We start from the raw sequence: 21,883 nt of genomic DNA, 5'->3' as shown, positions 1-21,883 counted from the left end.
CTACCCGCCGGTCCGGCCCGCCAGCCCGTCGAACGGCCAGCCGGGCCGGATCAGTCGAGCCGCTCCCACAGGCCCACCCGCAGCGGGCCGACCAGCTCGGCCACGCGGGCCTCGCCAGGGAGGTCGCGGTCGCCCCCGTGCAGGGCGTCGCGCCAGCGGCCGGTGGGCACGGCGAGGCGGGCCTCGGGGTCGTCGCGCACGGGCACGACCACGAGCACGTCGTCGGCGTCGCCGCGGAGGAAGGCCACCGTGGCCCGGCCGGCCTCGATCGGCGTGTACGCCTCGGTGAAGGGGGCCGGTCGGTTGGCGCGCAGCGCGAGGGCGTGGAACAGGACGTGGAGCTTGGCCGTCGAGCGGGTGGGCGTCGCACCGGAGCGGACGCGCTCGAGCAGCAGGCGCCGCCGCTCCCAGTCCTGCGGGCGTCGGTTGTCGGGGTCGACGACCGAGAGGAACCAGTCCTCGTCGCCCTGGAACACGTCGCAGACGCCGGGGGTGGTGGCCCGCAGCAGGGTCTGGCCCACCGAGGCCCACTCGCCGGCGTTGGCCACCTGTTCGGCGAACGGGGCGAAGTCGGCCACGAAGGCCGGCAGCTCCAGGAGGTCGCGGACGAACTGGTGCACCGCCGCCTCGTGGGCGACGTCGGGGTCCACCCAGTTGGTGCGGACCTTGGCCTCGCGCAGGGCCTTCAGCAGGAAGTCGTCGAGGCGGTCCAGGGTGATGGGCCAGGAGCCCAGCAGGGTCTGGAACACCAGCCAGCGCTCGGCGCCGTCCGGACCGTCGGCTCCCACGAGGTGCTCGCTCAGGTCGAACCAGCGCCGCACGTGCAGGCTGAAGTCCTCGGCCATGCCGGCCAGCGCACCGAGCCGGGCCCGGCTGTCGGCCGAGCGCTTGGTGTCGTGGGTGGTGGCGGCGAGCAGGCCGAACGGTGTGCGGGCGGCCCGGTCGGCGCACGCCTCGTGGAACGCGTCGACCGAGAGCGAGAACCGCTCGGGGTCGCCGCCCACCTCGTTGAGCGCGAGCAGGCGGGTGGAGCGGTAGAAGGCGGTGTCCTCGACGCCCTTGGCCACCACGGGTGCGGTGGTCTGCTGGAAGCGGGTGACCAGCTCGTCGTGGCCGCGCTCGTCGAGCAGCAGCCGGCGGGTCAGGCGCTCCGGCGCCTCGGTGGCGCGGACGGCGGCCTGGTCGTCATTGGTCACCAGGCCCGAGGTGGGCTCCACGTAGGTGCGGTAGATGGGGAACCGCACGATGGCCTCGGCGAGGGCGTCGGCGCCGACGTCGGGGGCCAGCGCCACGAGGCGGTCGAGCTCCCGGCGGAACGGCCCGGCCAGCTGCTCGCGCTTGGCGTCGGAGGCCACCTCGGCGAAGGGCCGGGTGTCGCCGGTGAGGTCGGCGTAGGTCTCGGTGAGCAGCGCCTCGCCGTCGGGGTCGACGAAGAGGGTGGTGGCCTCGATGGCGAACTCGTAGCCCACCGTCCCCGCCACCGGCCAGGGGCGCAGCGCCTCGCCGGGGTGCAGGATCTTCTCGACCCAGATCGGCACCTCGGCCCGGTCGTGCAGCCGGTGCAGGTACCCGGCGGGGTCGACGAGGCCGTCGGGGTGGTCGATGCGCAGCCCGTGCACGACGCCGTCGGCGACCAGCTCGAGGATCTTCACGTGGGTGCGCTCGAAGACCTCGGGGTCCTCCTGGCGGACGCCGGCCAGGCCGTCGATGTCGAAGAAGCGGCGGTACCAGCCGGTGTCGGGGTCGACGTCGAAGGTGCGGAGGCGCTCCTCCTCGTCGGCCCACCACGGCGTCTCGTCCGACGCCGCCAGGTGGTTGGGCACGATGTCGAGCAGCACGCCCATGCCGGCCTCGGCGGCGGCGGCGGCCAGCGAGCGCAGGGCGGCCTCGCCGCCGCGCTCCTCGGACACGCGGGTGGGGTCGGTGCCGTCGTAGCCGTGGGTGGAGCCGGCCACCGCCTCCAGCGAGGGCGAGAGGTAGACGTGGGAGATGCCCAGGGCCGCGAGGTGGTCGACCACCGCCTCGGCGTCGGCGAAGCCGAACTCGGCGGTGAGCTGGAGGCGGTAGGTGGCCCGCCAGGCCGGTGGGGCCGGTGCCGCCATCACTTCCGCCGGAGGACGGTGACGGATCGGGCCGGGCAGGCGACGGGCGCCCGGGCCGGCACGGTCCAGTCGCCGGCCGGCGTGTCGGGCCAGGCGGTGCCCAGCTCGAAGGACCACTGCCGGCCGAGGCGAGCCGCCGGCAGGGTGAAGGTGACCTCGTCCTCCCAGCCGTTGACCAGCAGGAGGAAGGAGTCGTCGGTGATGCGAGCCCCGCGCGGGTCGCGCTCGGTGATGGCGCCGCCGTTGAGGAAGAGGCCCAGGACCTTCTCGGACCCGTCCTCCCACTTCCGGCGCGGCATCTTGCGGCCGTCGGCGCCGAACCACCACGCGTCGGGGATCGAGCCGCTGTCGCTGGTGGCGCCGCGGAGGAAGGACCGGCGTCGGAACACCGGGTGGTCCCGCCGGAGCTTCACCAGCCGCTGCGTGAAGTGGAGGAGGGCCCGTTGCTCGTCGGCCAGGTCCCACTCGAGCCAGCTGATCTCGGTGTCCTGGCACCAGGCGTTGTTGTTGCCGCCCTGGCTGCGGCCCATCTCGTCGCCGCCGAGCACCATGGGCACGCCCTGGGAGAGCAGCAGGGTGGTGAGCAGGTTGCGCTGCTGGCGGGCGCGGAGCTCGCAGATCGCGGGATCGTCGGTGGGGCCCTCGGCGCCGCAGTTCCAGGACCGGTTGTCGTCGGTGCCGTCGCGGTTGTCCTCGAGGTTGGCCTCGTTGTGCTTGCCGTCGTAGGCCACCAGGTCGGCGATGGTGAACCCGTCGTGGGCGGTGACGAAGTTGATGGAGGCGTTGGGGCGCCGGCCGTCGTCGCCGTAGAGGTCGCTGGAGCCCGACAGCCGGTCGGCCAGGTTGGCGATCGAGTCCTGGCCGCGCCAGAAGTCGCGCACGTGGTCGCGGTAGATGCCGTTCCACTCGGCCCACAGCACCGGGAAGTTGCCCACCTGGTAGCCGCCGGGACCGACGTCCCACGGCTCGGCGATGAGCTTCACCTGCGAGAGGACCGGGTCCTGGTGGCAGGCATCGAGGAAGCCCGAGCCCTTGTCGAAGTCGTAGGTCTCGCGGCCGAGCACCGAGGCGAGGTCGAACCGGAAGCCGTCCACCTGGCACTCCTCCACCCAGTAGCGGAGCGAGTCGGTGACGAGGCGCAGCACGTTCGGCTGCACGATGTTCAGCGAGTTGCCGGTGCCGGTCCAGTCGAGGAAGTACCGGGGGTCGTCCGGCATGGAGCGGTAGTACGAGACGTTGTCGATGCCCTTCATCGACAGCGACGGGCCGAGGTGGTTGCCCTCGGCGGTGTGGTTGTAGACGACGTCGAGGATGACCTCGATGCCGGCGCGGTGCAGGGCCTTGACCATGCCCTTGAACTCGCGGACCTGCTCGCCGCGCTCGCCGGTGGCGGCGTAGCCCGAGTGCGGGGCGAAGAAGCCGATGGAGCTGTAGCCCCAGTAGTTGGTGAGGCCCTTGTCGTGGAGGAACCCCTCGTCGGCGATGTGGTGCACGGGGAGCAGCTCGACGGCGGTGACCCCGAGCTCCACCAGGTGGGCGATGGCCGCCTCGGAGGCGAGCCCGGCGTAGGTGCCGCGCAGGTCCTCGCGCACCTCGGGGTGCTGCTTGGTGAACCCCTTGACGTGGATCTCGTAGAAGATGCTCTGCGAGAGCGGGGTGCGGGGCCGCTCGACGCCCTCCCAGTCGAAGTGGTCGTCCACCACGACGCTCTTCGGGATGGCGACGGCGTCGTCCTCGTCGTCGATCTCGAGGTCGGGGTCCTCGCCGCCCGGGACGTAGGGCAACGTGGAGGCGGCGGCCTCGTCGACCCCGCCCTCGATGGCCCGGGCGTAGGGGTCGATCAGCAGCTTGGCCGGGTTGAACCGGTGGCCCTCTTCCGGTGCCCACGGACCGTGGACGCGGTAGCCGTAGCGCTGGCCGGGGCCGACGTCGGGCAGCTCGACGTGCCAGTGGAACGCCTTGCGCTCGAGGACGGGGATGCGCTCCTCGACGCCGTCGTCGTCGAAGAGGCACAGCTCGACGCCGGTCGCGTGCTCGGAGAACAGCGAGAAGTTGGTGGTGGTTCCGGTCCAGGTGGCGCCGACGGGGAAGGGCCGGCCCGGCCAGGTTGGTCGGGTCATGGGGTGGGGGGTGCTTTCCAGACGAGGGCGCCCGAGCGGGCGGGGAGCAGGAGGTGCGGGTCAGCGGGGCTGACCGGCGAGGCGATCGAGGCGTCGGTGGCCAGCTCCACCCGGCCCGGGGGGCAGGGGACGGAGCGGGCGACGTCGGCGAAGTTGGCCAGGAGCACCGATGTACCCCGTTCCACCCGCAACCACCTCGCGGCTTCGTCGAAGGCGACGGTGACCTCGGTGCGCGGCAGCAGCGGGCGCAGGGCGAGCAGGCGGCGGTAGAGGTCGGCGAGGCCCTGGTCGACGCGACGGGTGAGGCGGGAGCGCTCGAAGGTGTCGGCGGCCTGGGGGTCGGGGACCTCCTCGCCGGTGGCGGCGGTGAAGTCGGCGAACTCGGCCCGCCGGCCCTCGCGGGTGGCATCGGCCAGGAACTGCTCCTGGTGGTCGGAGAAGAAGAGGAAGGGGGCGTCCTCGCCGTACTCCTCGCCCATGAACAGCATCGGCGTGAAGGGGGCGAAGAGCGTGCACAGCGCGGCGAGCGCCCGGACCGGCTGGGGCAGGCGGTCGCCGAGGGGGCGGTTGCCCACCTGGTCGTGGTTCTGGGCGAACACCACGAACCGCTCGGGCGCCAGGTCGTCGGCAGGGGCGCCGAAGCGGCGGTCCCGGTAGCCCGACCAGGTGCCGTCGTGCACCAGGGGCCGGTGGTACGCCTTGGCCAGCTGGGCCACCGCGCCGAAGTCGGCGTACCAGGCCTGGCGGTCGTCGGTCAGGAGCGTGCGGAGGGCGTGGTGGAAGTCGTCGCTCCAGTCGGCGCTGAAGCCCCAGCCGCCGTGGGCCTCGTCGCGCTGGACGTGCGGGTCGTTCAGGCCGCTCTCGGCCACGAGCAGGGCCTGGGGGTGGACCGCCCGGGCTCGCGACGTGAGCTCGCCGAGGACGTGCCGGGCGCCCTGGTCGACGATGGCGTGGCAGGCATCGACGCGGAGCCCGTCGACGCCGACCTCGCCGATCCACCACTCGGCGTTCTGCAGGATCGTCTCCCGCATGCCGCCCGAGCCGGCGCCGTCGACGTTGACCGCCTGGCCCCAGGGGGTGCCGTGGCGGTCGGTGAAGAACGGCCCGTAGGCGTCGTAGATCAGATCCCCGGTGGGCCCGACGTGGTTGTAGACGACGTCGAGGATGACGCCGAGGCCGGCCTCGTGGGCGGCGTCGACGAGCTGCACCAGGCGGCCGGGGCCGCCGTAGGTGGATTCCGCCGCGCTCCAGAAGATGCCGTCGTAGCCCCAGCCGCGGTGGCCGGGGAACTCGGCGACCGGCAGCAGCTCCAGGTGGGTCACGCCGAGCGCGGCCAGCTCGGGGAGGTGGTCGATCACGCCGGCGAAGTCGCCGGTGGCCGAGAAGGTGCCGACGTGCAGCTCGTAGACCACCGCGCCTCGAGGGCTCAGCGTCGGCCGGGGCGGGCGCCCTGCGGTGCCGGGGGCGACGGCGCCGATGGCGGCGGGGTCGACCAGGGCCGAGGGGCCGGCCGTGCCGCTCGGCTGCGAGCGGGACCACGGGTCGGCCCAGCGCGAGCCGTCGAGGTCGATCCAGTACCGCTGCCCGGGCTGGGCCCACGACAGCCGACAGGTCCACACGCCGTGGCCCTCCGGCTCGGCGCGGTGGAGGCGGGCAGGGTCGTCGGGGCGATCGGGGTCGCCGAGGACCACGTGGACCGCGCTGGCGCGCGGCGCCCAGATCCGCACCTCGAACCCGCCGCCGCGCAGCGGGTGGGCGCCGAGGGGCCGCTCGAACGGAAGGGGATCGGTGTCGGGGGGCGGGCCGGCCATCAGGTCGCTTCGAGCTCGAACCACACCACGGCCAGGGGCGGCAGCGTGACGGGCGCAGAGGTGGGCTGGCCGTGCGCCGCCGGGCCGTCGGCGGTGACCGCACCGAGGTTGCCGACGCCGGAGCCGCCGTAGGCCTCGGCGTCGGTGTTCAGCACCTCGCGCCAGCGGCCGGCGGCGGGCAGGCCGAGGAGGTACTCGTAGCGGGGCTCCGGCGAGAGGTTCGCGGCGCACGCCAGGACCTGCCCGGCCGAGCCGATGCGGAGGAAGGCGGCCACGTTGCGGTCGGCGTCGTCGCCCACCAGCCAGACGAAGCCGGCGGGGTCGAAGTCGCAGGACCAGAGCGCGGGGCGGGCCTGGTAGCCGTGGTTGAGGTCCCGCACGAGGTGCTGGACGCCGCCGTGGCCGGGATCGGCCAGCAGGTGCCAGTCGAGCGAGCGGTCGTGGTCCCACTCGCGCTCCTGGGCCAGCTCGCCGCCCATGAACAGCAGCTGCTTGCCGGGGTGGGCCCACATCCAGCCGTAGAGGGCCCGCACGTTGGCCAGCTGCTGCCAGCGGTCGCCGGGCATCTTGGTGAGCAGGGAGCCCTTGCCGTGGACGACCTCGTCGTGCGAGAGGGGCAGCACGAAGTTCTCGGTGAACGCGTAGTGCAGCCCGAAGGTCAGGTCGTGGTGGTGGTAGCGGCGGTGGATGGGCTCCTGGGCCAGGTAGTCGAGCGTGTCGTGCATCCAGCCCATGTTCCACTTGAAGCCGAAGCCCAGCCCGCCCCCGTCGACCGGGCGCGAGACGCCGGGCCAGGCGGTGGACTCCTCGGCGATCGACAGCACGCCGGGGTGGTCGGCGTGGGCGACGGTGTTGACCTCCTGCAGCAGGGACACGGCCTCGAGGTTCTCGCGGCCGCCGTGCTCGTTGGGGAGCCAGCCGTCGGCCGGGCGGGAGTAGTCGAGGTAGAGCATCGAGGCCACGGCGTCGACCCGGAGGCCGTCGACGTGGTACTCGCTGAGCCAGAAGCGGGCGTTGGAGAGGAGGAAGCTCCGCACCCCGCCGCGGCCGAAGTCGAAGACGTATGTGCCCCAGTCGAGCTGCTCGCCGCGCCGCGGGTCCGGGTGCTCGTAGAGGGGGGTGCCGTCGAAGCGGCCCAGCGCCCACTCGTCCTTGGGGAAGTGGGCGGGGACCCAGTCGAGGATGACCCCGATGCCGGCCTGGTGGAGGGTGTCGACGAGGAAGCGGAGGTCGTCGGGCTCGCCCCAGCGGGCGGCGGGGGCGAAGTAGGACGTGACCTGGTAGCCCCACGAGCCGGCGAAGGGGTGGCCCATCACCGGCAGCAGCTCCACGTGGGTGAAGCCGAGGTCCTTCACGTAGGCGGCCAGCTCGGGCGCCACCTCGCGGAAGGTGCGCTCGCGGAGGGGCTCGGCGGGGTCGCGCCGCCACGAGCCGAGGTGGACCTCGTAGATCGACATCGGCGAGGCCCACTGGTCGGCGGCGTCGCGGCCGGCCAGCCAGTCGGCGTCGCCCCACTGGTGGCGAGAGGTGTGCACGAGCGAGGCGGTGGCGGGCGCGCCCTCGGTGCGGAACGCCATCGGGTCGGCATGCTCGACGGTGGTCCCGTCGGGGCCGGTGATGGCGAACTTGTAGCGGTGGCCCTCGAGCGCATCGGTGCTGAAGGCGGCCCACACGTCGGAGCCGTCGACCCGGGCCATGGGCGTGGTGGCCCGGTCCCAGTAGTTCCAGTCGCCCACCACCGAGATGTGCTGGGCGGCGGGGGCCCACACCGAGAAGGCCACGCCCTCGGCGCCGTCGACGGTGCGGAGGTGGGCGCCCAGGTGGTGGTGCAGCTCGAGGTGGCGGCCCTCGGCGAGGAGGTGTCGGTCGAGCTCGCCGACCAGCCCGGCGGGATCGGGGGCGGTCACGACCCGCCCTCCAGGAGGCGTCGGAGGCCTTCGACGGGCAGGCCGACCCAGTCGGGGCGGTGGGCCAGCTCGTAGTCGATCTCGTACACGACCTTCTCCAGTTCCAGCAGGGTGAGCAGCGTGCGGGTGGCGGCCGCCGAGGACGGCAGCAGGGCGGGGTCGACGGTGGCCAGGTAGCCGTCGAGGAACGCGGCCCGGGCGGCGGGCTCCCAGCCGGGCGACAGCGGCCGGCCGTCGGAGCGCCGGTGGGTGGCGGCGGCGTAGGCGAACGAGCGGAGCATGCCGGCCACGTCGCGGAGCGGGGAGTGGCGCTGGCGGCGCTCGTCGAGCGACCGCGTGGGCTCGCCCTCGAAGTCCAGGATCACCCAGCCGTCCGGCCCGAGGACCACCTGGCCGAGGTGCAGGTCGCCGTGGTGGCGGATGGCGGCGCCGAGGTCCGTCCCCAGTGCGTGCAGCAGGCCGTCGACGAGGGCGGTGACGTCGCCGGCGCGGCCGACGACCGAGGCGAGCGCGTCGGGCCGGTCGAGCCCCGTGGCCAGCGTGCGCTGGGCGCCGGCCGCCACGCCGACCGCGAGGTCGGCGAGCCGGGCGCGGGCGAGGGGCACGGCGCCGAACGCCTCGGGCGCGTCCCGGATCCGGCGCCCCATCGCCGCCAGGGAGGGCGAGCGCGTCGTGGAGCGTGGCGAGGTCCCGGCCCAGGTCGCGCAACCGGGTGAGCAGGCCCTCGGGGTCGCCGGCGAGCGCCGAGAGGACGAGGCCCCAGGCGTCGAGGGCGCCGGGGACCAGCTCCTGGACCACACCGAGCGCGGTGGCCTGGCCGCCGGGCTCGGTCAGCTCGTACCAGCCGGCGAGGCGGGCGACGGGCGCTGCGGTGCCGGCGTCGGCGGCCCGTGCGAGGTGGCGGCCGACCTCGATCTCGGGGTGGGGCCCCGAGCGGAGGCGGCGCAGCACCTTCAGCACGTGGGTGCCGCCCACCACCACCGAGGTGTTCGACTGCTCGCCGCCGAGCGGGCGAGCCGCCGCGTCGCCCAGGCGATCGGTGGCTGAGGGCCAGTGCCCGGTGACGGAGCCGGCGGGGGCGGCCGGCGAGCGACCGCCCTCGGCGATCCACGTGGCGAGGGCGGCGGCGACCTCGGGGTCGTCGGCAGCATCGGGTCGGCTGGCCGGGTCGGGCACGAGCAGCTGGTAGCGGTCGCCCCGGGCGGTGTCGACGAGGCCGATGGCGACCGATGGCTCCACGGGCAGCGCCACGGTCGTCAGCTCGACGGTGCGGGGACCGTCGCCGTCGCCGCCGGCGTACCAGCGGCGGGCACCCAGCCACGAGGCCAGCGCCTCGGGCGTGGTGGTGGCCGGCGGGCGAGCCGGGTTGGCCACGGTGGGCTTGGGGGTGGCGGCCACGTCAGGGACCGACCACGGCGAGGACGTGGGCCGGGCGGCTGCCGGGCTCGAGGCGCACGTAGTTGCGGCCGAGCTGCCAGCGGAAGCGCTCGCCGGTCAGGCGGTCCTCCACCTCGAAGGTGGGCGGGAGGCCGAGGTCGTCGGGCACGATGCACACCCCTTCCTGGGCGTGGTCGGGGTCGAGCAGCACCACGCACAGCACGGTGTCGCCCGCCGCCACCTTGGCGTAGGCGAGCAGCGCCTCGTTCTCGGTGGCCAGCACCCGGGTGCCGGCGAGGTGCTGCAGGGCGGGCTGGCTGCGGCGGATGCGGTTGAGCTCCGCCACCAGCGGCAGCAGCGGCCCGTCGAGCGAGCGCTCCCGGGCCTCGAACTTCTCCGAGTCGAGGTACTCCTCGGAGCCCTCCTTCACGGCCACGTGCTCGAAGGACTCGAAGCCGGAGTAGACGCCGTAGGAGGGCGAGAGGGTGGCGGCCAGGACCAGGCGGCTCACGAAGGTGTTCGGCCCGCCGTGCTGGAGCTGCTCGGTGAGGATGTCGGGGGTGTTGACGAAGAAGTTGGGGCGGAAGAGCTCGCGCTCGTCGCCGGCCAGCTCGGTGACGTACTCGGCCAGCTCGGCGGCGCTCTGCTTCCAGGTGAAGTACGTGTAGCCCTGGTCGAAGCCCACCCGGCCCAGCTCCTGCATCATGGCCCGGTAGGTGAACGCCTCGGCGAGGAAGACCACCTCGGGGTGCGCCTTGTGCACGCCGGCGATGAGCCACTCCCAGAACGAGAGCGGCTTGGTGTGGGGGTTGTCGACGCGGAACACCCGCACGCCCCGGTCGATCCAGGTGAGCACCACGTCGCGGAGCGCCGACCACAGCCCGGGCCAGTCCTCGCAGTCGAAGTCGACGTTGTAGATGTCCTGGTACTTCTTGGGCGGGTTCTCGGCGTACTTGAGCGTGCCGTCGGGCCGGTGCTGGAACCACTCGGGGTGCTCGGTGAGCCAGGGGTGGTCGGCCGAGCACTGGATGGCCAGGTCCAGGGCCACCTCCAGGCCCAGCTCGCGGGCGTCGGCCACCAGGCCCTCCAGGTCCTCGACGGTGCCCAGCTCCGGGTGCACGGCGTCGTGGCCGCCGGTGGCGTCGCCGATGGCCCAGGGCGAGCCGGGGTCGTCCGGCCCGGCCACGAGGGTGTTGTTGCGGCCCTTGCGGTTGGTGAGCCCGATGGGGCTGATGGGCGGGAGGTAGAGGACGTCGAAGCCCAGCTCGGCCAGGGCCGGCAGGCGGCGGCGCACGCCGGCCAGGCCGCCCCACGACCGGGGGAACAGCTCGTACCAGGCGCCGAAGCGGGCCAGCGCCGGGGCGACCTGGACGGTCCGCGAGGGCGACAGGTCGCTGGCCTCGGACCGGTCGGGGTGCCGGTCGGTGGCGTCGACGAGGGCGGGGTGCAGCGCGATCGCCACCCGCTCGGCGGTCGGGAGCGTGGTGTCGGCCGCCGCAGCGGCGGCCTCGGCGATGGCCGGCCCGTCGGTGTCGTCGGCCCGGGCGGCACACGCCTCGAGCAGCTGGGCGCCTTCGGCCAGCTCGCTGTCGAGGTCGTCCTGCCCGCCGTCGTGCTTGCGGTGCAGCTCGTGGCGCCACGACGCCAGCACGTCGGCCCACGCCCGCACGGTCCACGTCCAGGCGCCCGGCCGGTCGAGGTCGACCGACGCCGCCCAGCGCACGCCGAGCGTCTCGGCGTCGACGTTCACCATCGGGTGGACGGTCCAGGAGCCCTTGGGCGGACGCACCAGCAGGTCGGCCCGCAGGACCTCGTGGCCGTCACGCAGGACCTCCGCCGAGAGCTCGACCCGATCGCCGACCGTGCGCTTGGGGGCGTAGCGGCCGCCGTCGAGGTCGGGGCGGGGGCGCTCCACCCGCACCCGGCCCGGCTTCTTCGTGGGCGGCGCGAAGGGGGGCCTTCGAGGTGCGGGGCTTCTCGGCTGGTGGGGTCACGGGAGCTCGGCTCGGTGGCGGTGGGGGACCGTTGCCCCCTGCCCGATGATGCCCGATCCGATGCGCGCCCCGTTTCAACCCCCGTCGAGGGCGATGGCTCCCGGGCAGGCGCTGAGCGCGGTGAACAGGTCGCTCGACAGGGTGGCGTCCCGGTCGACCGCGGCGGCGCCCTTGGTGACCTCGACGGTGGTGATGCGTCGGATGAGGTCGTCGGAGAGGGCGTCGGTCAGGCACGAGCGGTCGTCGTCGGAGAGCGTGGCCCCGGCGGTGGCGTGGTCGATGTAGGCGGCCTTGAGGTCCATGTCGCAGTCGCCGAAGGCATCGACCAGCTTGCCGATCTCGGCGTCGGTGAGCGGGACCTTGGCCGCCTTGGCGTCCATCCCGGCGTCGGCGGCCAGCGCCGAGGGCTCGATCCCGGCGGCCTCGAGGCGGGTGGGCTGGAGCACGTTCACCCATCGGGGGGCCAGGCAGCGGGCCTGGGTGCCGCTGACCTCGATGTCGCCGACCCCGTGGCCCACCAGGTCTCGGACGAGGGCGGCGACGTACGGCTTGCTCTCGACCGTGACCTTGTCGCTCGTTCCCTTGTGGGTGCAGGCGGCCGCCAGCAGCACCACGACGGCGAGCATCGGCAGCACCACCCTTGGGACCACGCCAGCCTCCCCTTCGGCCTCCACGGTAGGAGCCGGGCACCGACCTGGACGAATGGGATGGCCCGGGCGGTTCCCGTCAGGGTCCGTTCAGGTCCGCGCCGGCACCACGGCGGCGCCGGCGCTCGTAGGGTCCGGGCCATGGACGCCTCGATGGAACGGCCCACGCTCGACGGCGTCGAGCAGCGGGTGCTGGGCAGCCTCCTCGAGAAGGAGCGCACCGTGCCCGCCTCGTACCCCATGACCCTGAACGGGCTGCGCACGGCGTGCAACCAGTCCTCGGGCCGCGACCCGATCCTCGACCTCGTCGAGGCCGAGGTGCAGGGCGCCCTCGACGCCCTCAAGGCCCGCGGCCTGGTGCGCTTCGTGCACGCGGCCCAGGGCGCACGCGTGGTGAAGCACCGCCAGGTGCTCGACGAGCGCCTCGAGCTCGATGGGGGCGAGCGGGCCGTGCTGACCGTGCTGCTGCTCCGCGGCGCGCAGACGCCGGGCGAGCTGCGGTCCCGCTCCGAGCGGCTGCACGCCTTCCGCGAGCTCACCGGGGTCGAGCAGGCCCTCGCCTCGCTGGCCGCCCGATCCGAGCCGCTGGTGCAGGAGCTGGAGCGCCGGCCGGGCCAGAAGGAGGCGCGGTGGATCCACCTGCTGGGCCCCGTCGCGGTGCACGACGTCGGTGGTGCGGCCCCGGCCCCGGCGACGGCCGTCGGCCCCGATCCCGCCGTCACCGAGGCCGTCCTCGCCGCCGGTCCGGCCGCGCGCGACGCCAAGGTGGTGGCGGCCTACGACGAGGTGGCCGGCTCGTACGCCGACCACCTGCTCGACGAGCTCGACCGGAAGCCCTTCGACCGCTGGCTGCTGGAGCGGGTCGCCGACCTCGCCGAGGGCGGCCCGGTGGCCGACGCCGGCTGCGGTCCGGGCCAGGTGACCTTCCACCTGGCCGCCGCCGGTGCCGACGTCCGGGGCTTCGACCTCTCGCCGGGCATGGTGGCCGAGGCCTCGCGCCGCTTCCCGGAGCTCGGGTTCGCGGTCGGCGACCTCACGGCCCTCCCGGCCCCGGCCGGCGGGGCCGCAGGCTGGGCGGCGGTCACCGCCTGGTACTCGCTGGTCCACCTCGCCGGCTCCGAGCTGCCGCCGGCGGTCGCCCTGCTCACCGCTGCGCTCCGGCCCGGCGGTTGGCTGGCCTTCGCCCTCCACCTCGGCTCCGAGGTCCGCCACTTCGACGACTGGTGGGACCACGCGGTCGACGTCGACTTCACCCTCCACGCCGCCGACCAGGTGCTGCGGGCGGTCGCCACCGCCGGGTTGGTGGAGGTCGAGTGGTACCGCCGCAGCCCCATCGCCGGGGCCGAGGTGGAGACCGAGCGGCTCTACGTCCTGGCCCGCCGGCCGGGCTGAGCTACCAGCGCTTCAGGCGGGCGGTGGCGCTGGGGTCGTAGAGGCAGACGACGTCGGTGAGGTACCCCAGCTCGGTGGCGGCGGCCAGCATCGCCGCGCCGGACCCGGCCTCCGGCAGGTGCGAGGTGATGACCACGTAGGGGGCCGGCTCGGCCAGGGCGCGCAGCAGCGCGCCGTTGGCGATGGCCTTCTTCAGCGTGTCGGTGCGGCGCAGGCCGGGGCGGTGGCCCTGCACCGAGCCCTTGTACTCGAACCAGACCAGGGTGCCGGTGGGGCTGACCGCCTCCTGGTCGATCTCGACGCCGACCTCGGCCAGCACCCGCCGGCCGCGCAGCTCGAAGCCGAGGTGGGTCAGCAGCGTGTCGGCCTGCTCGGCGAACTGGCGGCCCTGGATGCCGGCCGCGGCTTGGAACGAGCGGGGTGCCGAGGGCGGCACGATCGCCGGCCGCTCGCCGGGCTCCGCGGCCACGAGGGGCCGGTCGGCGAAGGGCAGCTCGTCCGGGTCGCTCATGTCGGGGCGAGGCTACCGCTGGCCCGGCTGCGCCCGGTCGCCTCAGCGTGGCGGGCGCAGCGAGGCGGAGATGCCGTCGCCGGTGAGCTCGGTGACGGGGTCCTCGGCGGTGTCGAGCTCGAGGCGCAGGGCCTTGCTCATGGTGGCGTGGAGGTCGTACCAGCACGCGATGTAGGTCAGCTCGAGCACGGCCAGCTCCGACAGGTGCTCGCGCAGCGCGGCGAACGTGGCGTCGGAGGCGCGGCCGCCGTGGAGCACCAGGGCGTCGGTCCACGCCAGCACCGCCCGGTCGGCCGCCGAGTAGGCGCCGGAGGTCTCCCAGGCGCTGATGGCCTCGATCTTCTCCTCCGGCACGCCGTTGTCGCGGCACGCCTTGCAGTGCTGGGAGAAGACGAACCGGCTCCCGCGCGCCCACCCCACCCGCAGCTGGCTGACCTCGCGCAGCTCCGCCGGGAGCTCGCGCTCGGGCGAGCGGTAGAACTGGAAGCCGCTCACGCAGTGGGCGAGCAGCTCCGGCGACTGCGCCACCACGGTCCACCAGTCCCCGGTGGTGCCGTTGGGCAGGCCCGGCTCGGCCACCGGGTCGCGGTCGCCGAAGATGAAGTCGTACATGGTCGTGACGATCCCCTCGGGGGCTTCGGCACGGGGCACCGGTCGCAGGCGGGGCACGGTGGCTCCTCGGTCGGGGACGTGGTCGGCCCGGACCGTACGTGGCCCGCTCAGTCCATGCGCCCCGACTGCCAGGCCCACGCCGCCAGCTCCACCCGGTTGCGGGCCCCGAGCTTCACCTGGAGGCTGGCCAGGTGCGACTTCACGGTCGACGGCGACACGAAGATCAGCTCGCCGATCTCGGCGTTGGTGTGGCCCAGCGCCACCAGCCGCAGCACCTCCTCCTCCCGCTCGGTCAGGCCGTCGACGGGCTCGGGCACCGCGGCGCGCCGGGAGGCGCCGGCTCGCACGTGCTGGAGCAGGCGCACCGTCACCTGGGGCGACACCAGGGCGTCGCCTCGCGCCGCGGCGCGGACGGCCTCGACCAGGAGGGCGGGCCCGGCGTCCTTGAGGAGGAACCCGCTGGCCCCGTTGACCAGGGCGGCGTGCACGTACTCGTCGAGGTCGAAGGTGGTGACCACCACCACCCGCAGCGGGTCGGCCACGTCGGGCCCGGCGAGCAGGCGGGTGGCCTCCAGGCCGTCGAGCTCGGGCATCCGGATGTCGAGCAGGCAGACGTCGGGTCGCAGGTGGCGGGCCAGCTCCACGGCCGTTCGGCCGTCCTCCGCCTCGCCCACCACGGTGATGTCGCCGGCGGCCTCGAGGATCATCTTGAAGCCGGTGCGGACCATGGCCTGGTCGTCGGCCAGGACCACGCGGATCACCGGACCGTCCCCGCGGCGGGGGCGTCGAGCGGGAGGACGGCCTGGACCCGCCAGCCGTGCGCCGGCGGGTCGATGGACCCGGCGACGAGGGTGCCGCCCAGCGCGTGGGCCCGTTCCTGCATGCCGACGAGACCGTACCCGGGGGCCCCGGAGCGACCGCCGATCGGCTGGTGGCCGTCGTCGGTGACGGTCACCACCAGCGCGCCCCCGTGGACCCGCACGTCGACCTCGGCCCGCGTGGCGGCTTCGGCGTGGCGCCGGACGTTCGTGAGCGACTCCTGCACGATCCGGTGGGCCGAGGCGGCCACCGCCCCGGGCACCTGGGTGTGGGCATCCTCGCTCACGTGGAGGTCGACGTGGAGCCCCAAGGTGCTGCTGGCCGACACCAGGTCGTCGAGGCCGGCCAGGCCCACGGGCGGTGCGGTGGGGGCGGTCGCTCCCTCGTTGCGCAGCGAGCCCACGAGCCGGCGCATCGCGGTGAGGGCGTCCTTGCCGGCACCCTCGATCTGGTCCAGCGCGTGGCCGGCGGCGTCGGGGTCCCGGTCCGCCACCACCCGGGCCGCCTGGGCCTGCACCACGATGCCGGTCACGTAGTGGGCCACCAGGTCGTGCAGCTCGCGGGCCAGGTCCATCCGCTCGTCGAGGCGAGCCGTCTCGGCCGCCACGAGCTGCTGGCGGTCGAGGTCGCGCAGGTAGACCCCGGCGCCGACGCCGATCACGTAGGTGCCGCCGAAGAGGATCGCCAGCAGCAGCACGTCGACCCCGTACGCCGGCGCCCGCACCAGGCTGAACGTGGCGAGGGCGCCCGAGATGCCGGCGGTGATCGCGGCGCCCACCGGCTGGCGGCGGATGACCGGCGTGGTCACCGCACCCAGGGCGGCCACCGGCGCGAAGAACGGGGCGACGCTGTAGCGGGGCGCCAGCAGGTCGTGCTCGTAGCTGGCCACCAGGATGACCGCCACCGCGGCCAGCATCGAGCCCAGCGGCCACCGCCGCCGCACGGCCACCACCGGGATGGCCGTGGCGCTGACCGCCAGGTGGGCCAGCGCCCGCCGTGAGGTGCTGCCCTCGGCCACGTAGAGCACGTACAGGTCGGCCAGCACCAGCAGGGTCACCCCGAGCAGCAGGCCGGCGTCGACCACGTGGGGGCCGAACGCACTCAGCCGCTCCCAGGTGGCCGCGCCCGAGGGCAGGGTCCGGGGTCCTGGCGCGCCGGTGTCGTCGCGGCGGGGCAGGACCATGTCCGAACCCTACGGGTCGACCGGCCGGCCTTCCCTCGGCCGTTCGGCCAGGACGAGGTGGCCGAACGGTGGGCGGGGAGTGGCCGTCCAGCCGATGCTGGACCGGCCCTCGCCCCCGCACCATGGCGCCATGGACCTCAGCCCCCTCCTCCTCGGCCTCGGCACCGCCATCGGCCTGCTCGGCCTCGTGGTGCTCCTCTTCGCCGGGATCGTCGTGTCCGTCACCGACGTCTCCGGCCTCGACCTGGTCGAGGGCGGGCGCCGCCGGCGCACCGGGGCGTCCCCCACCGCCGGGACCCCGGGGGCCGCCGCCGCTGCCGGGACGGCCCGCCTGCACGGCTCGCTCCGATGAGCGCCGCCACGCTTCCTCCGCCGCCGGCCGGCACGTGGACCTCGGCGCCGACGACGGCGATCCGCCGGCCTCGCCCGGCCTCGGCCTCTGGCCCCGCCGTCCTGGTGGGACGCGACCTGCACCGGAGCTTCGGCGCCACGACCGCCCTGGCCGGGGTCACGCTGGCGATCGGGCGGGGCGAGGCCGTGGCGGCCATGGGCCCGAGCGGCTCGGGCAAGTCGACCCTGCTGCACTGCCTCGCCGGGATCGAGCCACCAGACCGGGGCGAGGTGTGGCTCGGGCCCGACCGCATCGACCACCTCGACGAGCGGCGCCGCACCGCGGTGCGGCGCCGCCGGTTCGGCTTCGTCTTCCAGTCCGGCCACCTCCTGCCGGAGCTGCCCGCGGTCGAGAACGTGGCCCTGCCACTGATGCTCGAAGGCCATCCCCGCCGTCGGGCGGTGGCGGAGGCCCGCCGGTGGTTCGCCCCGCTCGGCATCGACGGGCTGGAGCACCGGCTGCCCGGCGAGCTCTCCGGTGGCCAGGCCCAGCGGGTGACCATCGCCCGTGCCCTCGTCACCACGCCGGCGGTGGTCTTCGCCGACGAGCCCACCGCCGCGCTCGACCGCACCACCGGCCGTGAGGTGGTGGCCCTGCTGGTGCAGGCGGCGCGGACCTCGGGCGCCGGCCTCCTCGTCGTCACCCACGACCCCGAGGTGGCCGAGGCGTGCGACCGCTCCGTGCTCCTGCGCGACGGGGCCCTCGCCGCCCCCGCAGCCCCGACACCGGCCGGCCGTCGGTGATGGTGGTCCCTCGCCTCGCCGCGCTGTTCTGGCAGCGCGGCGGCGCCCGCCAGCGCGCCACGTTGGCCCTCACCGCTGCCGGCGTGGCCGCCTCGGTCGTCCTCGCCCTGCTCGCCCTCTCCGTCGGGCCTGCCCTCTCCACCCGCGGCGACCACGTCGCCTGGCGCACCGCCGTCGCGGTCGACGCCGACCAGGCCACCGCGGTCCAGCGGACGACCGCGGATCGCTTCGGGGACCGGCAGATCACGCGGGTCGACCTGGCGCCGACGGGGCGGGGCACGCCCCCGGTGCCGCCCGGCCTGCGGGCCTTCCCGGCGCCCGGCGTCGTCTGGCTGTCGCCTGCGCTCGCCGCCCTCGTGGCCGAGCAGCCCCACGAGGTCCTGGCCGATCGGTACCCCGGTGAGGTCGTCGGCGAGATCGGGCCGATCGGCCTCGCCCACCCGGACGACCTGGTGGTCGTGGTGGGCCGGCCCGCCGGGTCGCTCGCCTCCTCGATCGACGCGCAGAGCCGCTACGCCGCCCCGACCTCCGACGGCGTGGCCGTGCCCATCGCGGGGTTCGCCCGCCACGGGCTCACCAGCGAGCTCGAGCTCTACCGGACCCTCGCCCGGATGGCCGCCGTCCTGCTCGTGGTGCCGACCTTCCTCCTGGTGGGCGCCGCTGCTCGGCTCACCGCCGCTCAGCGCGAGCAGCGACTCGCCGTGCTGCGGCTCGCCGGCGCCACCCCCGGGTCGGTGGTCGGCCTGACCGCCCTGGAGATCCTGGGCGCCGCGCTCCTGGGCACCGTCGTGGGGCTGGTCGGGTACGTGGCGGCGGTCCCGGTGGCGGCGCACGTTCCCCTGGCCGGCGGGGCGTTCGCCGCCGAGGACCTACGGCTGGGCGCCGGGTGGCTGCTGGCGACGCTGGCCTTCGTGCCGGTTGCGGCGGCCGGGAGCGCCGTCGCCGCGCTGCGCAAGGTCGTCGTCGGCCCGCTGGGCGTGAGCCGGGCGGTGGGACGCCGGCGCCCGAGCCTCTTGCGCTTCCTCGTGGTGCCGGTGGCCTGGGTCGCCTTCGTGTCGTCGGCCCGCACCATGCGCGACGGCGGCTCGACCCTGGGCGCCCTGGCCGGCCTGGGCGCCGTCATCGCCACCCTGGCCGTCATCGGGCCCTGGGTCGCCTGGGCGCTCGGAGCCACGCTGGCCCGGCTGGCCCGACGGCCCGCCACGCTCATCGCCGGCCGCCGCATCGTGGCCGACCCGCGCGCCGCCTACCGCACGGTGAGCGGCATGGTGCTGGCCGGCCTGGTGGCCGGGTTCCTGTTCGCGGTGGTGCCCACCCTGCGGGCCGCAGACCTCGGCGACGGTGGCACGGCCGAGGTCGCGGTCCAGCTGCCGCAGGACCAGGGGGCGGCTGTGCGCGCCGCCGTGCGGGCCGCGGACCCCGGCAGCCGCCTGGTGCTCTCGGACCGGTCCGGCGGCGACCCCGCGCTCGCGGCCGGCGAGGTGCAGGGCTACGTGGAGGCGTCGTCGCCGGCGCAGCTCGACCGGGCTCGCACGGCGGTGCTCGCCGCCGCCCCCGGCGCCCTGGCGTCGTCCTACGACAATGGCCTGACGTACGCCTTGCTGCTCGACGACCTCGGGCGGGCCAGCGTGGTGATGGCCCTGGCGACGCTGGTCATGGCCTCGGCGGCCATCGCCATCAGCACCTCGGCTTCGATCCTCGACCAGCGGACCACCCTGGCCCGGTTGCGCCTCGTGGGCACACCGGTCTCGGTCCTGCAGCGAGCGAGGCGCTGGCAGACCCTGCTCCCGCTGGTGTTCGCCAGCTCGGGGGCCATGGCCAGCGGCGTCGTGGCCGGGGTGGTGATGCTGCTGGCCTTCGCGGTGGCCCCCGAGCGCATCGCCGAACCGGCGGTCGGGCAGCTGGTCCTGCTGGCGCTCGCCGCGGTCGTGGCCGGCGCCCTGGTGGTGGCGGCCACCCGCCCGCTCCTCGTGGCCACCAGCCGGTCGAGCCCGCGTGGCTGAGGTGGGCTCTTCCCCTGGTCCGAGCCCGCCCTGCGGCGCCCGGTGGTCGGTCGGCCACCGCTCGTAGCAGGGCCGTTCGGCCCACCCGACCGGCCGGCCGAGGTGTCTAGCCTGGGTCGGGCGGGCACGTTCTGGGTCCTGGGCCAGCGCCTGGGGCCGCAGCGTCGATCCAACACCGGATCGCGCGTCATTCGTCACCGATGTGACCGTCCTGTCACGGGGTGCATCGCTAGGTTCGGCGTCGATCTGGCGCCTTGGAAGGTCTTCGTGGACAAGAAACGTGTCGGGCTGGTCACGCTTGGGGTCCTCGTCGTCTTCGCGGTGGCCGGCGGCGTCGCCTGGTTCGGTCCCTGGCGAGACGACGACGGCGGCACCACCTCCGGCCGCCGCCCCGGGGTCGACGAGAAGGACCCCGCCGTCGAAGCGGCCGATGCCTTCGCCGCCGCCTGGCAGGGCGGCACCCTGAAGCAGGTGCGCTTCGCCGCCGGCACCACCAGCACCAACGTCGCCGGGAGCACCGCGCTCATCGTGGCCAACCTGACCAGCGGCGAGAACGAGCTGCCGGGCGTCGAGGTCACGGCCGTGAAGCGGGCCGACGGCGACGACCACCGGGCCACGGCCACCGCCACCGTCACCTGGAAGCTCGATGGCGGCCTCACCTGGAGCTACCCCACCGTCGTGCCGCTCGTCGAAGCGAAGGGCACCTGGCTGGTGCGGTGGAGCCCGGCGGTGGTCGAGCCCAGCCTGCAGCCCGACGAGGGGCTGAAGGTCGCCCGCGTGGCGGCCACCCGCGGGCAGATCGTCGACACCACCGGCACTGCGCTGGTGGGTGCGCAGGGCAAGGTCGTGGTCGGGATCAAGAAGAGCCGCACCACCGATCCGGAGGGCCTGGCCCGCACGGTCGCCGGCCTCACCGCCCAGGACCCGAACGCCTTGGTCGCCAAGGTGGCGGCTGCCGGCCCGGACCAGTTCATCGAGGTCGTCACCCTCGAGCGGGCCGACTACGACAAGATCCGCGCCCAGATCCAGCCCCTCCCGGGCACCGTGTTCCGGGAGGAGAGCGCCGGCAGCGGGTTGCCGGAGAACTACGCCCGAGCGCTGCTCGGCACGGTCGGCACGGCGACGCCCGAGATCGTGGCGGCCTCCAAGGGTCGTGTGGTGGCGGGCGACGTCACCGGCCTCAAGGGCCTCCAGGCCTCGCAGGACGCGGTGCTGGCCGGGACGCCCGGCGTCACCGTGCAGGCCATCACCACGGCGCCGGGCGCGGTGCCGCGAGCGCTCAAGACCTTCCCGCCCGTCCCCGGCAAGAACGTCACCGTCACGCTCGACCAGCGGGTGCAGACGGTGGCCGATGCCACCCTGGCCGGCACGGCCAACCCCTCCGCCCTGGTGGCCATCCGGATCAGCACCGGCGACGTGCTCGCCGTGGCCAACGGGCCCACCGGCAGCGACGCCTACAACCGCGCCCTGATCGGGAAGTACCCGCCCGGCTCCACGTTCAAGGTGGCCTCCACCCTGGGCCTGCTGGTCAACGGCCTCACCCCCGACACCGTGGTCGACTGCCCGGCCACCGTCACCGTCGGCAAGGTGTTCAAGAACGCCGGCGGCGAGGTGCTGGGCGCGGTCCCGTTCCGCAAGGACTTCGCCGACTCGTGCAACACCGCCTTCGTCGGCCAGTCGAGCAAGATCACCGCCGACCAGCTCAGCATCACCGCCAGCCTGCTCGGCTACCGCAAGCTCCCCGACCTCGGGATCCCCGTGTTCGGCGGCTCGGTGCCCACCACCGGCGACGCCACCGAGCACGCCGCCAACATGATCGGCCAGGGCAAGGTCGAGGCCAGCCCGTTCGCGGTGGCCCTGGCCACGGCCTCGGTGGCCAGCGGCTCGTCCCTGCAGCCCCGGCTCGTGGTCGACCCCGCCAAGCCCCACGCCGCCGGTGCGGCCCTGCCGGCCGACAAAGTGGCCCAGCTCCGGGACCTCATGCGCGGCGTGGTCACCGACGGCACCGGCAACGCCCTGCTCGGCATCCCCGGCGGCGACGTCTTCGGCAAGACCGGCACGGCCGAGTTCGGCACCGAGGACCCGCCCCAGACCCACGCCTGGTTCACGGGCTACCAGGGCGACATCGCCTTCGCGGTGCTGGTCGAGGACGGTGGCTTCGGTGGCGCGGTGGCCGCCCCCCTCGCCGCCAACTTCCTCTCGGCCCTGGCGTCGGGCACCTGAGGCCGCGGAGGCGCCGGCGCCCAGCGGCTCCTGCGCCCCACGGTCGGC

At 74.8% G+C, this 21,883-nt stretch carries 16 protein-coding genes; 6 read left to right on the top strand and 10 right to left on the bottom strand.

Translation table 11 applies throughout. From position 1 onward, the window contains the following. Positions 1-50 precede the first annotated feature (50 nt). From KSP35_RS15520 to glgB, 4 genes are read right to left on the bottom strand one after another with little or no spacing between them, the layout of a single operon-like run. Positions 51-2,102: an alpha-amylase family glycosyl hydrolase gene (locus KSP35_RS15520; protein ID WP_216996730.1), complete on the bottom strand. Its 2,052-nt coding sequence runs from the start codon at positions 2,100-2,102 to the stop codon at positions 51-53. Beyond that, the gene (gene glgX / locus KSP35_RS15515) at positions 2,102-4,222 is read right to left on the bottom strand and encodes a glycogen debranching protein GlgX (protein WP_216996729.1); all 2,121 of its coding nucleotides are present in this window, start codon (positions 4,220-4,222) and stop codon (positions 2,102-2,104) included. Before glgX ends, KSP35_RS15520 begins: the two co-directional genes overlap by 1 nt. Beyond that, entirely contained in the window at positions 4,219-6,033 is a 1,815-nt protein-coding gene (treZ, locus tag KSP35_RS15510; RefSeq protein ID WP_216996728.1) for a malto-oligosyltrehalose trehalohydrolase, read from the bottom strand. Before treZ ends, glgX begins: the two co-directional genes overlap by 4 nt. After that, positions 6,033-8,153: a 1,4-alpha-glucan branching protein GlgB gene (glgB, locus tag KSP35_RS15505; RefSeq protein WP_371748983.1), complete on the bottom strand. Its 2,121-nt coding sequence runs from the start codon at positions 8,151-8,153 to the stop codon at positions 6,033-6,035. Before glgB ends, treZ begins: the two co-directional genes overlap by 1 nt. Before the next feature lie 459 nt (positions 8,154-8,612). On the opposite strand from glgB, the gene KSP35_RS15495 reads away from it, so the two are divergent. Then, positions 8,613-8,987, top strand: coding sequence for a hypothetical protein (locus KSP35_RS15495; RefSeq protein ID WP_216996725.1), 375 nt, complete (start codon positions 8,613-8,615; stop codon positions 8,985-8,987). Positions 8,988-9,339: 352 nt separating this feature from the next. Here the strand turns inward: KSP35_RS15495 and KSP35_RS15490 are convergent, their stop codons facing one another. Together KSP35_RS15490 and KSP35_RS15485 are read right to left on the bottom strand one after the other, a co-directional pair. Further along, positions 9,340-11,238, bottom strand: a complete 1,899-nt coding sequence (locus KSP35_RS15490) for an alpha-1,4-glucan--maltose-1-phosphate maltosyltransferase (protein WP_216996724.1) — start codon at positions 11,236-11,238, stop codon at positions 9,340-9,342. A gap of 147 nt (positions 11,239-11,385) precedes the next feature. Further along, a complete protein-coding gene (locus KSP35_RS15485) occupies positions 11,386-11,961 on the bottom strand; it encodes a hypothetical protein (protein ID WP_216996723.1) in 576 nt (191 codons plus the stop codon). 138 nt (positions 11,962-12,099) lie between these two features. Here KSP35_RS15485 and KSP35_RS15480 point away from each other — a divergent pair, with 138 nt between their 5' ends. After that, positions 12,100-13,350 (top strand): DUF480 domain-containing protein, encoded by a 1,251-nt coding sequence (locus tag KSP35_RS15480; protein WP_216996722.1) that lies wholly within the window; start codon positions 12,100-12,102, stop codon positions 13,348-13,350. Between the two features lies 1 nt (position 13,351). Here KSP35_RS15480 and KSP35_RS15475 read toward each other — a convergent pair whose 3' ends face one another. From KSP35_RS15475 to KSP35_RS15460, 4 genes are read right to left on the bottom strand one after another with little or no spacing between them, the layout of a single operon-like run. Next, positions 13,352-13,861, bottom strand: coding sequence for a hypothetical protein (locus tag KSP35_RS15475; protein WP_216996721.1), 510 nt, complete (start codon positions 13,859-13,861; stop codon positions 13,352-13,354). A 42-nt stretch (positions 13,862-13,903) separates the two neighbouring features. Further along, complete coding sequence (locus tag KSP35_RS15470; protein ID WP_216996720.1) at positions 13,904-14,530, bottom strand: carboxymuconolactone decarboxylase family protein; 627 nt, start codon at positions 14,528-14,530, stop codon at positions 13,904-13,906. Between the two features lie 50 nt (positions 14,531-14,580). Beyond that, positions 14,581-15,234, bottom strand: a complete 654-nt coding sequence (locus KSP35_RS15465; RefSeq protein ID WP_216996719.1) for a response regulator transcription factor — start codon at positions 15,232-15,234, stop codon at positions 14,581-14,583. Next, the gene (locus KSP35_RS15460; protein WP_216996718.1) at positions 15,231-16,475 is read right to left on the bottom strand and encodes a sensor histidine kinase; all 1,245 of its coding nucleotides are present in this window, start codon (positions 16,473-16,475) and stop codon (positions 15,231-15,233) included. Before KSP35_RS15460 ends, KSP35_RS15465 begins: the two co-directional genes overlap by 4 nt. 130 nt (positions 16,476-16,605) lie before the next feature. Here KSP35_RS15460 and KSP35_RS15455 point away from each other — a divergent pair, with 130 nt between their 5' ends. The 4 genes from KSP35_RS15455 (at position 16,606) to KSP35_RS15440 (ending at position 21,835) form a co-directional block, all read left to right on the top strand. Further along, positions 16,606-16,827: a hypothetical protein gene (locus KSP35_RS15455; RefSeq protein ID WP_216996717.1), complete on the top strand. Its 222-nt coding sequence runs from the start codon at positions 16,606-16,608 to the stop codon at positions 16,825-16,827. Beyond that, positions 16,824-17,609, top strand: a complete 786-nt coding sequence (locus KSP35_RS15450; protein ID WP_216996716.1) for an ABC transporter ATP-binding protein — start codon at positions 16,824-16,826, stop codon at positions 17,607-17,609. The genes KSP35_RS15455 and KSP35_RS15450 overlap by 4 nt, the downstream gene beginning before the upstream one ends. Further along, positions 17,609-19,612 carry an FtsX-like permease family protein gene (locus KSP35_RS15445; RefSeq protein WP_216996715.1) on the top strand — a complete coding sequence of 668 codons (2,004 nt, stop codon included), beginning with the start codon at positions 17,609-17,611 and terminating at the stop codon, positions 19,610-19,612. The genes KSP35_RS15450 and KSP35_RS15445 overlap by 1 nt, the downstream gene beginning before the upstream one ends. 267 nt (positions 19,613-19,879) lie before the next feature. After that, positions 19,880-21,835 (top strand): penicillin-binding transpeptidase domain-containing protein, encoded by a 1,956-nt coding sequence (locus tag KSP35_RS15440; protein WP_216996714.1) that lies wholly within the window; start codon positions 19,880-19,882, stop codon positions 21,833-21,835. Positions 21,836-21,883 lie beyond the last annotated feature (48 nt).

This window comes from Aquihabitans sp. G128, assembly GCF_019048865.1.
Taxonomy (GTDB): Bacteria; Actinomycetota; Acidimicrobiia; order Acidimicrobiales; family Iamiaceae; genus Aquihabitans.
This window is presented reverse-complemented; position numbering and strand designations above follow the sequence as displayed.

Coding starts and splice junctions, on each gene's coding strand:
- KSP35_RS15445 (WP_216996715.1), top strand. CDS start 17,609: ATGGTGGTCCCTCGCCTCGCCGCGCTGTTCTGGCAGCGCGGCGGCGCC.
- KSP35_RS15480 (WP_216996722.1), top strand. CDS start 12,100: ATGGACGCCTCGATGGAACGGCCCACGCTCGACGGCGTCGAGCAGCGG.
- KSP35_RS15455 (WP_216996717.1), top strand. CDS start 16,606: ATGGACCTCAGCCCCCTCCTCCTCGGCCTCGGCACCGCCATCGGCCTG.
- KSP35_RS15475 (WP_216996721.1), bottom strand. CDS start 13,861: ATGAGCGACCCGGACGAGCTGCCCTTCGCCGACCGGCCCCTCGTGGCC.
- glgX (WP_216996729.1), bottom strand. CDS start 4,222: ATGACCCGACCAACCTGGCCGGGCCGGCCCTTCCCCGTCGGCGCCACC.
- KSP35_RS15450 (WP_216996716.1), top strand. CDS start 16,824: ATGAGCGCCGCCACGCTTCCTCCGCCGCCGGCCGGCACGTGGACCTCG.
- KSP35_RS15460 (WP_216996718.1), bottom strand. CDS start 16,475: ATGGTCCTGCCCCGCCGCGACGACACCGGCGCGCCAGGACCCCGGACC.
- treZ (WP_216996728.1), bottom strand. CDS start 6,033: ATGGCCGGCCCGCCCCCCGACACCGATCCCCTTCCGTTCGAGCGGCCC.
- KSP35_RS15520 (WP_216996730.1), bottom strand. CDS start 2,102: ATGGCGGCACCGGCCCCACCGGCCTGGCGGGCCACCTACCGCCTCCAG.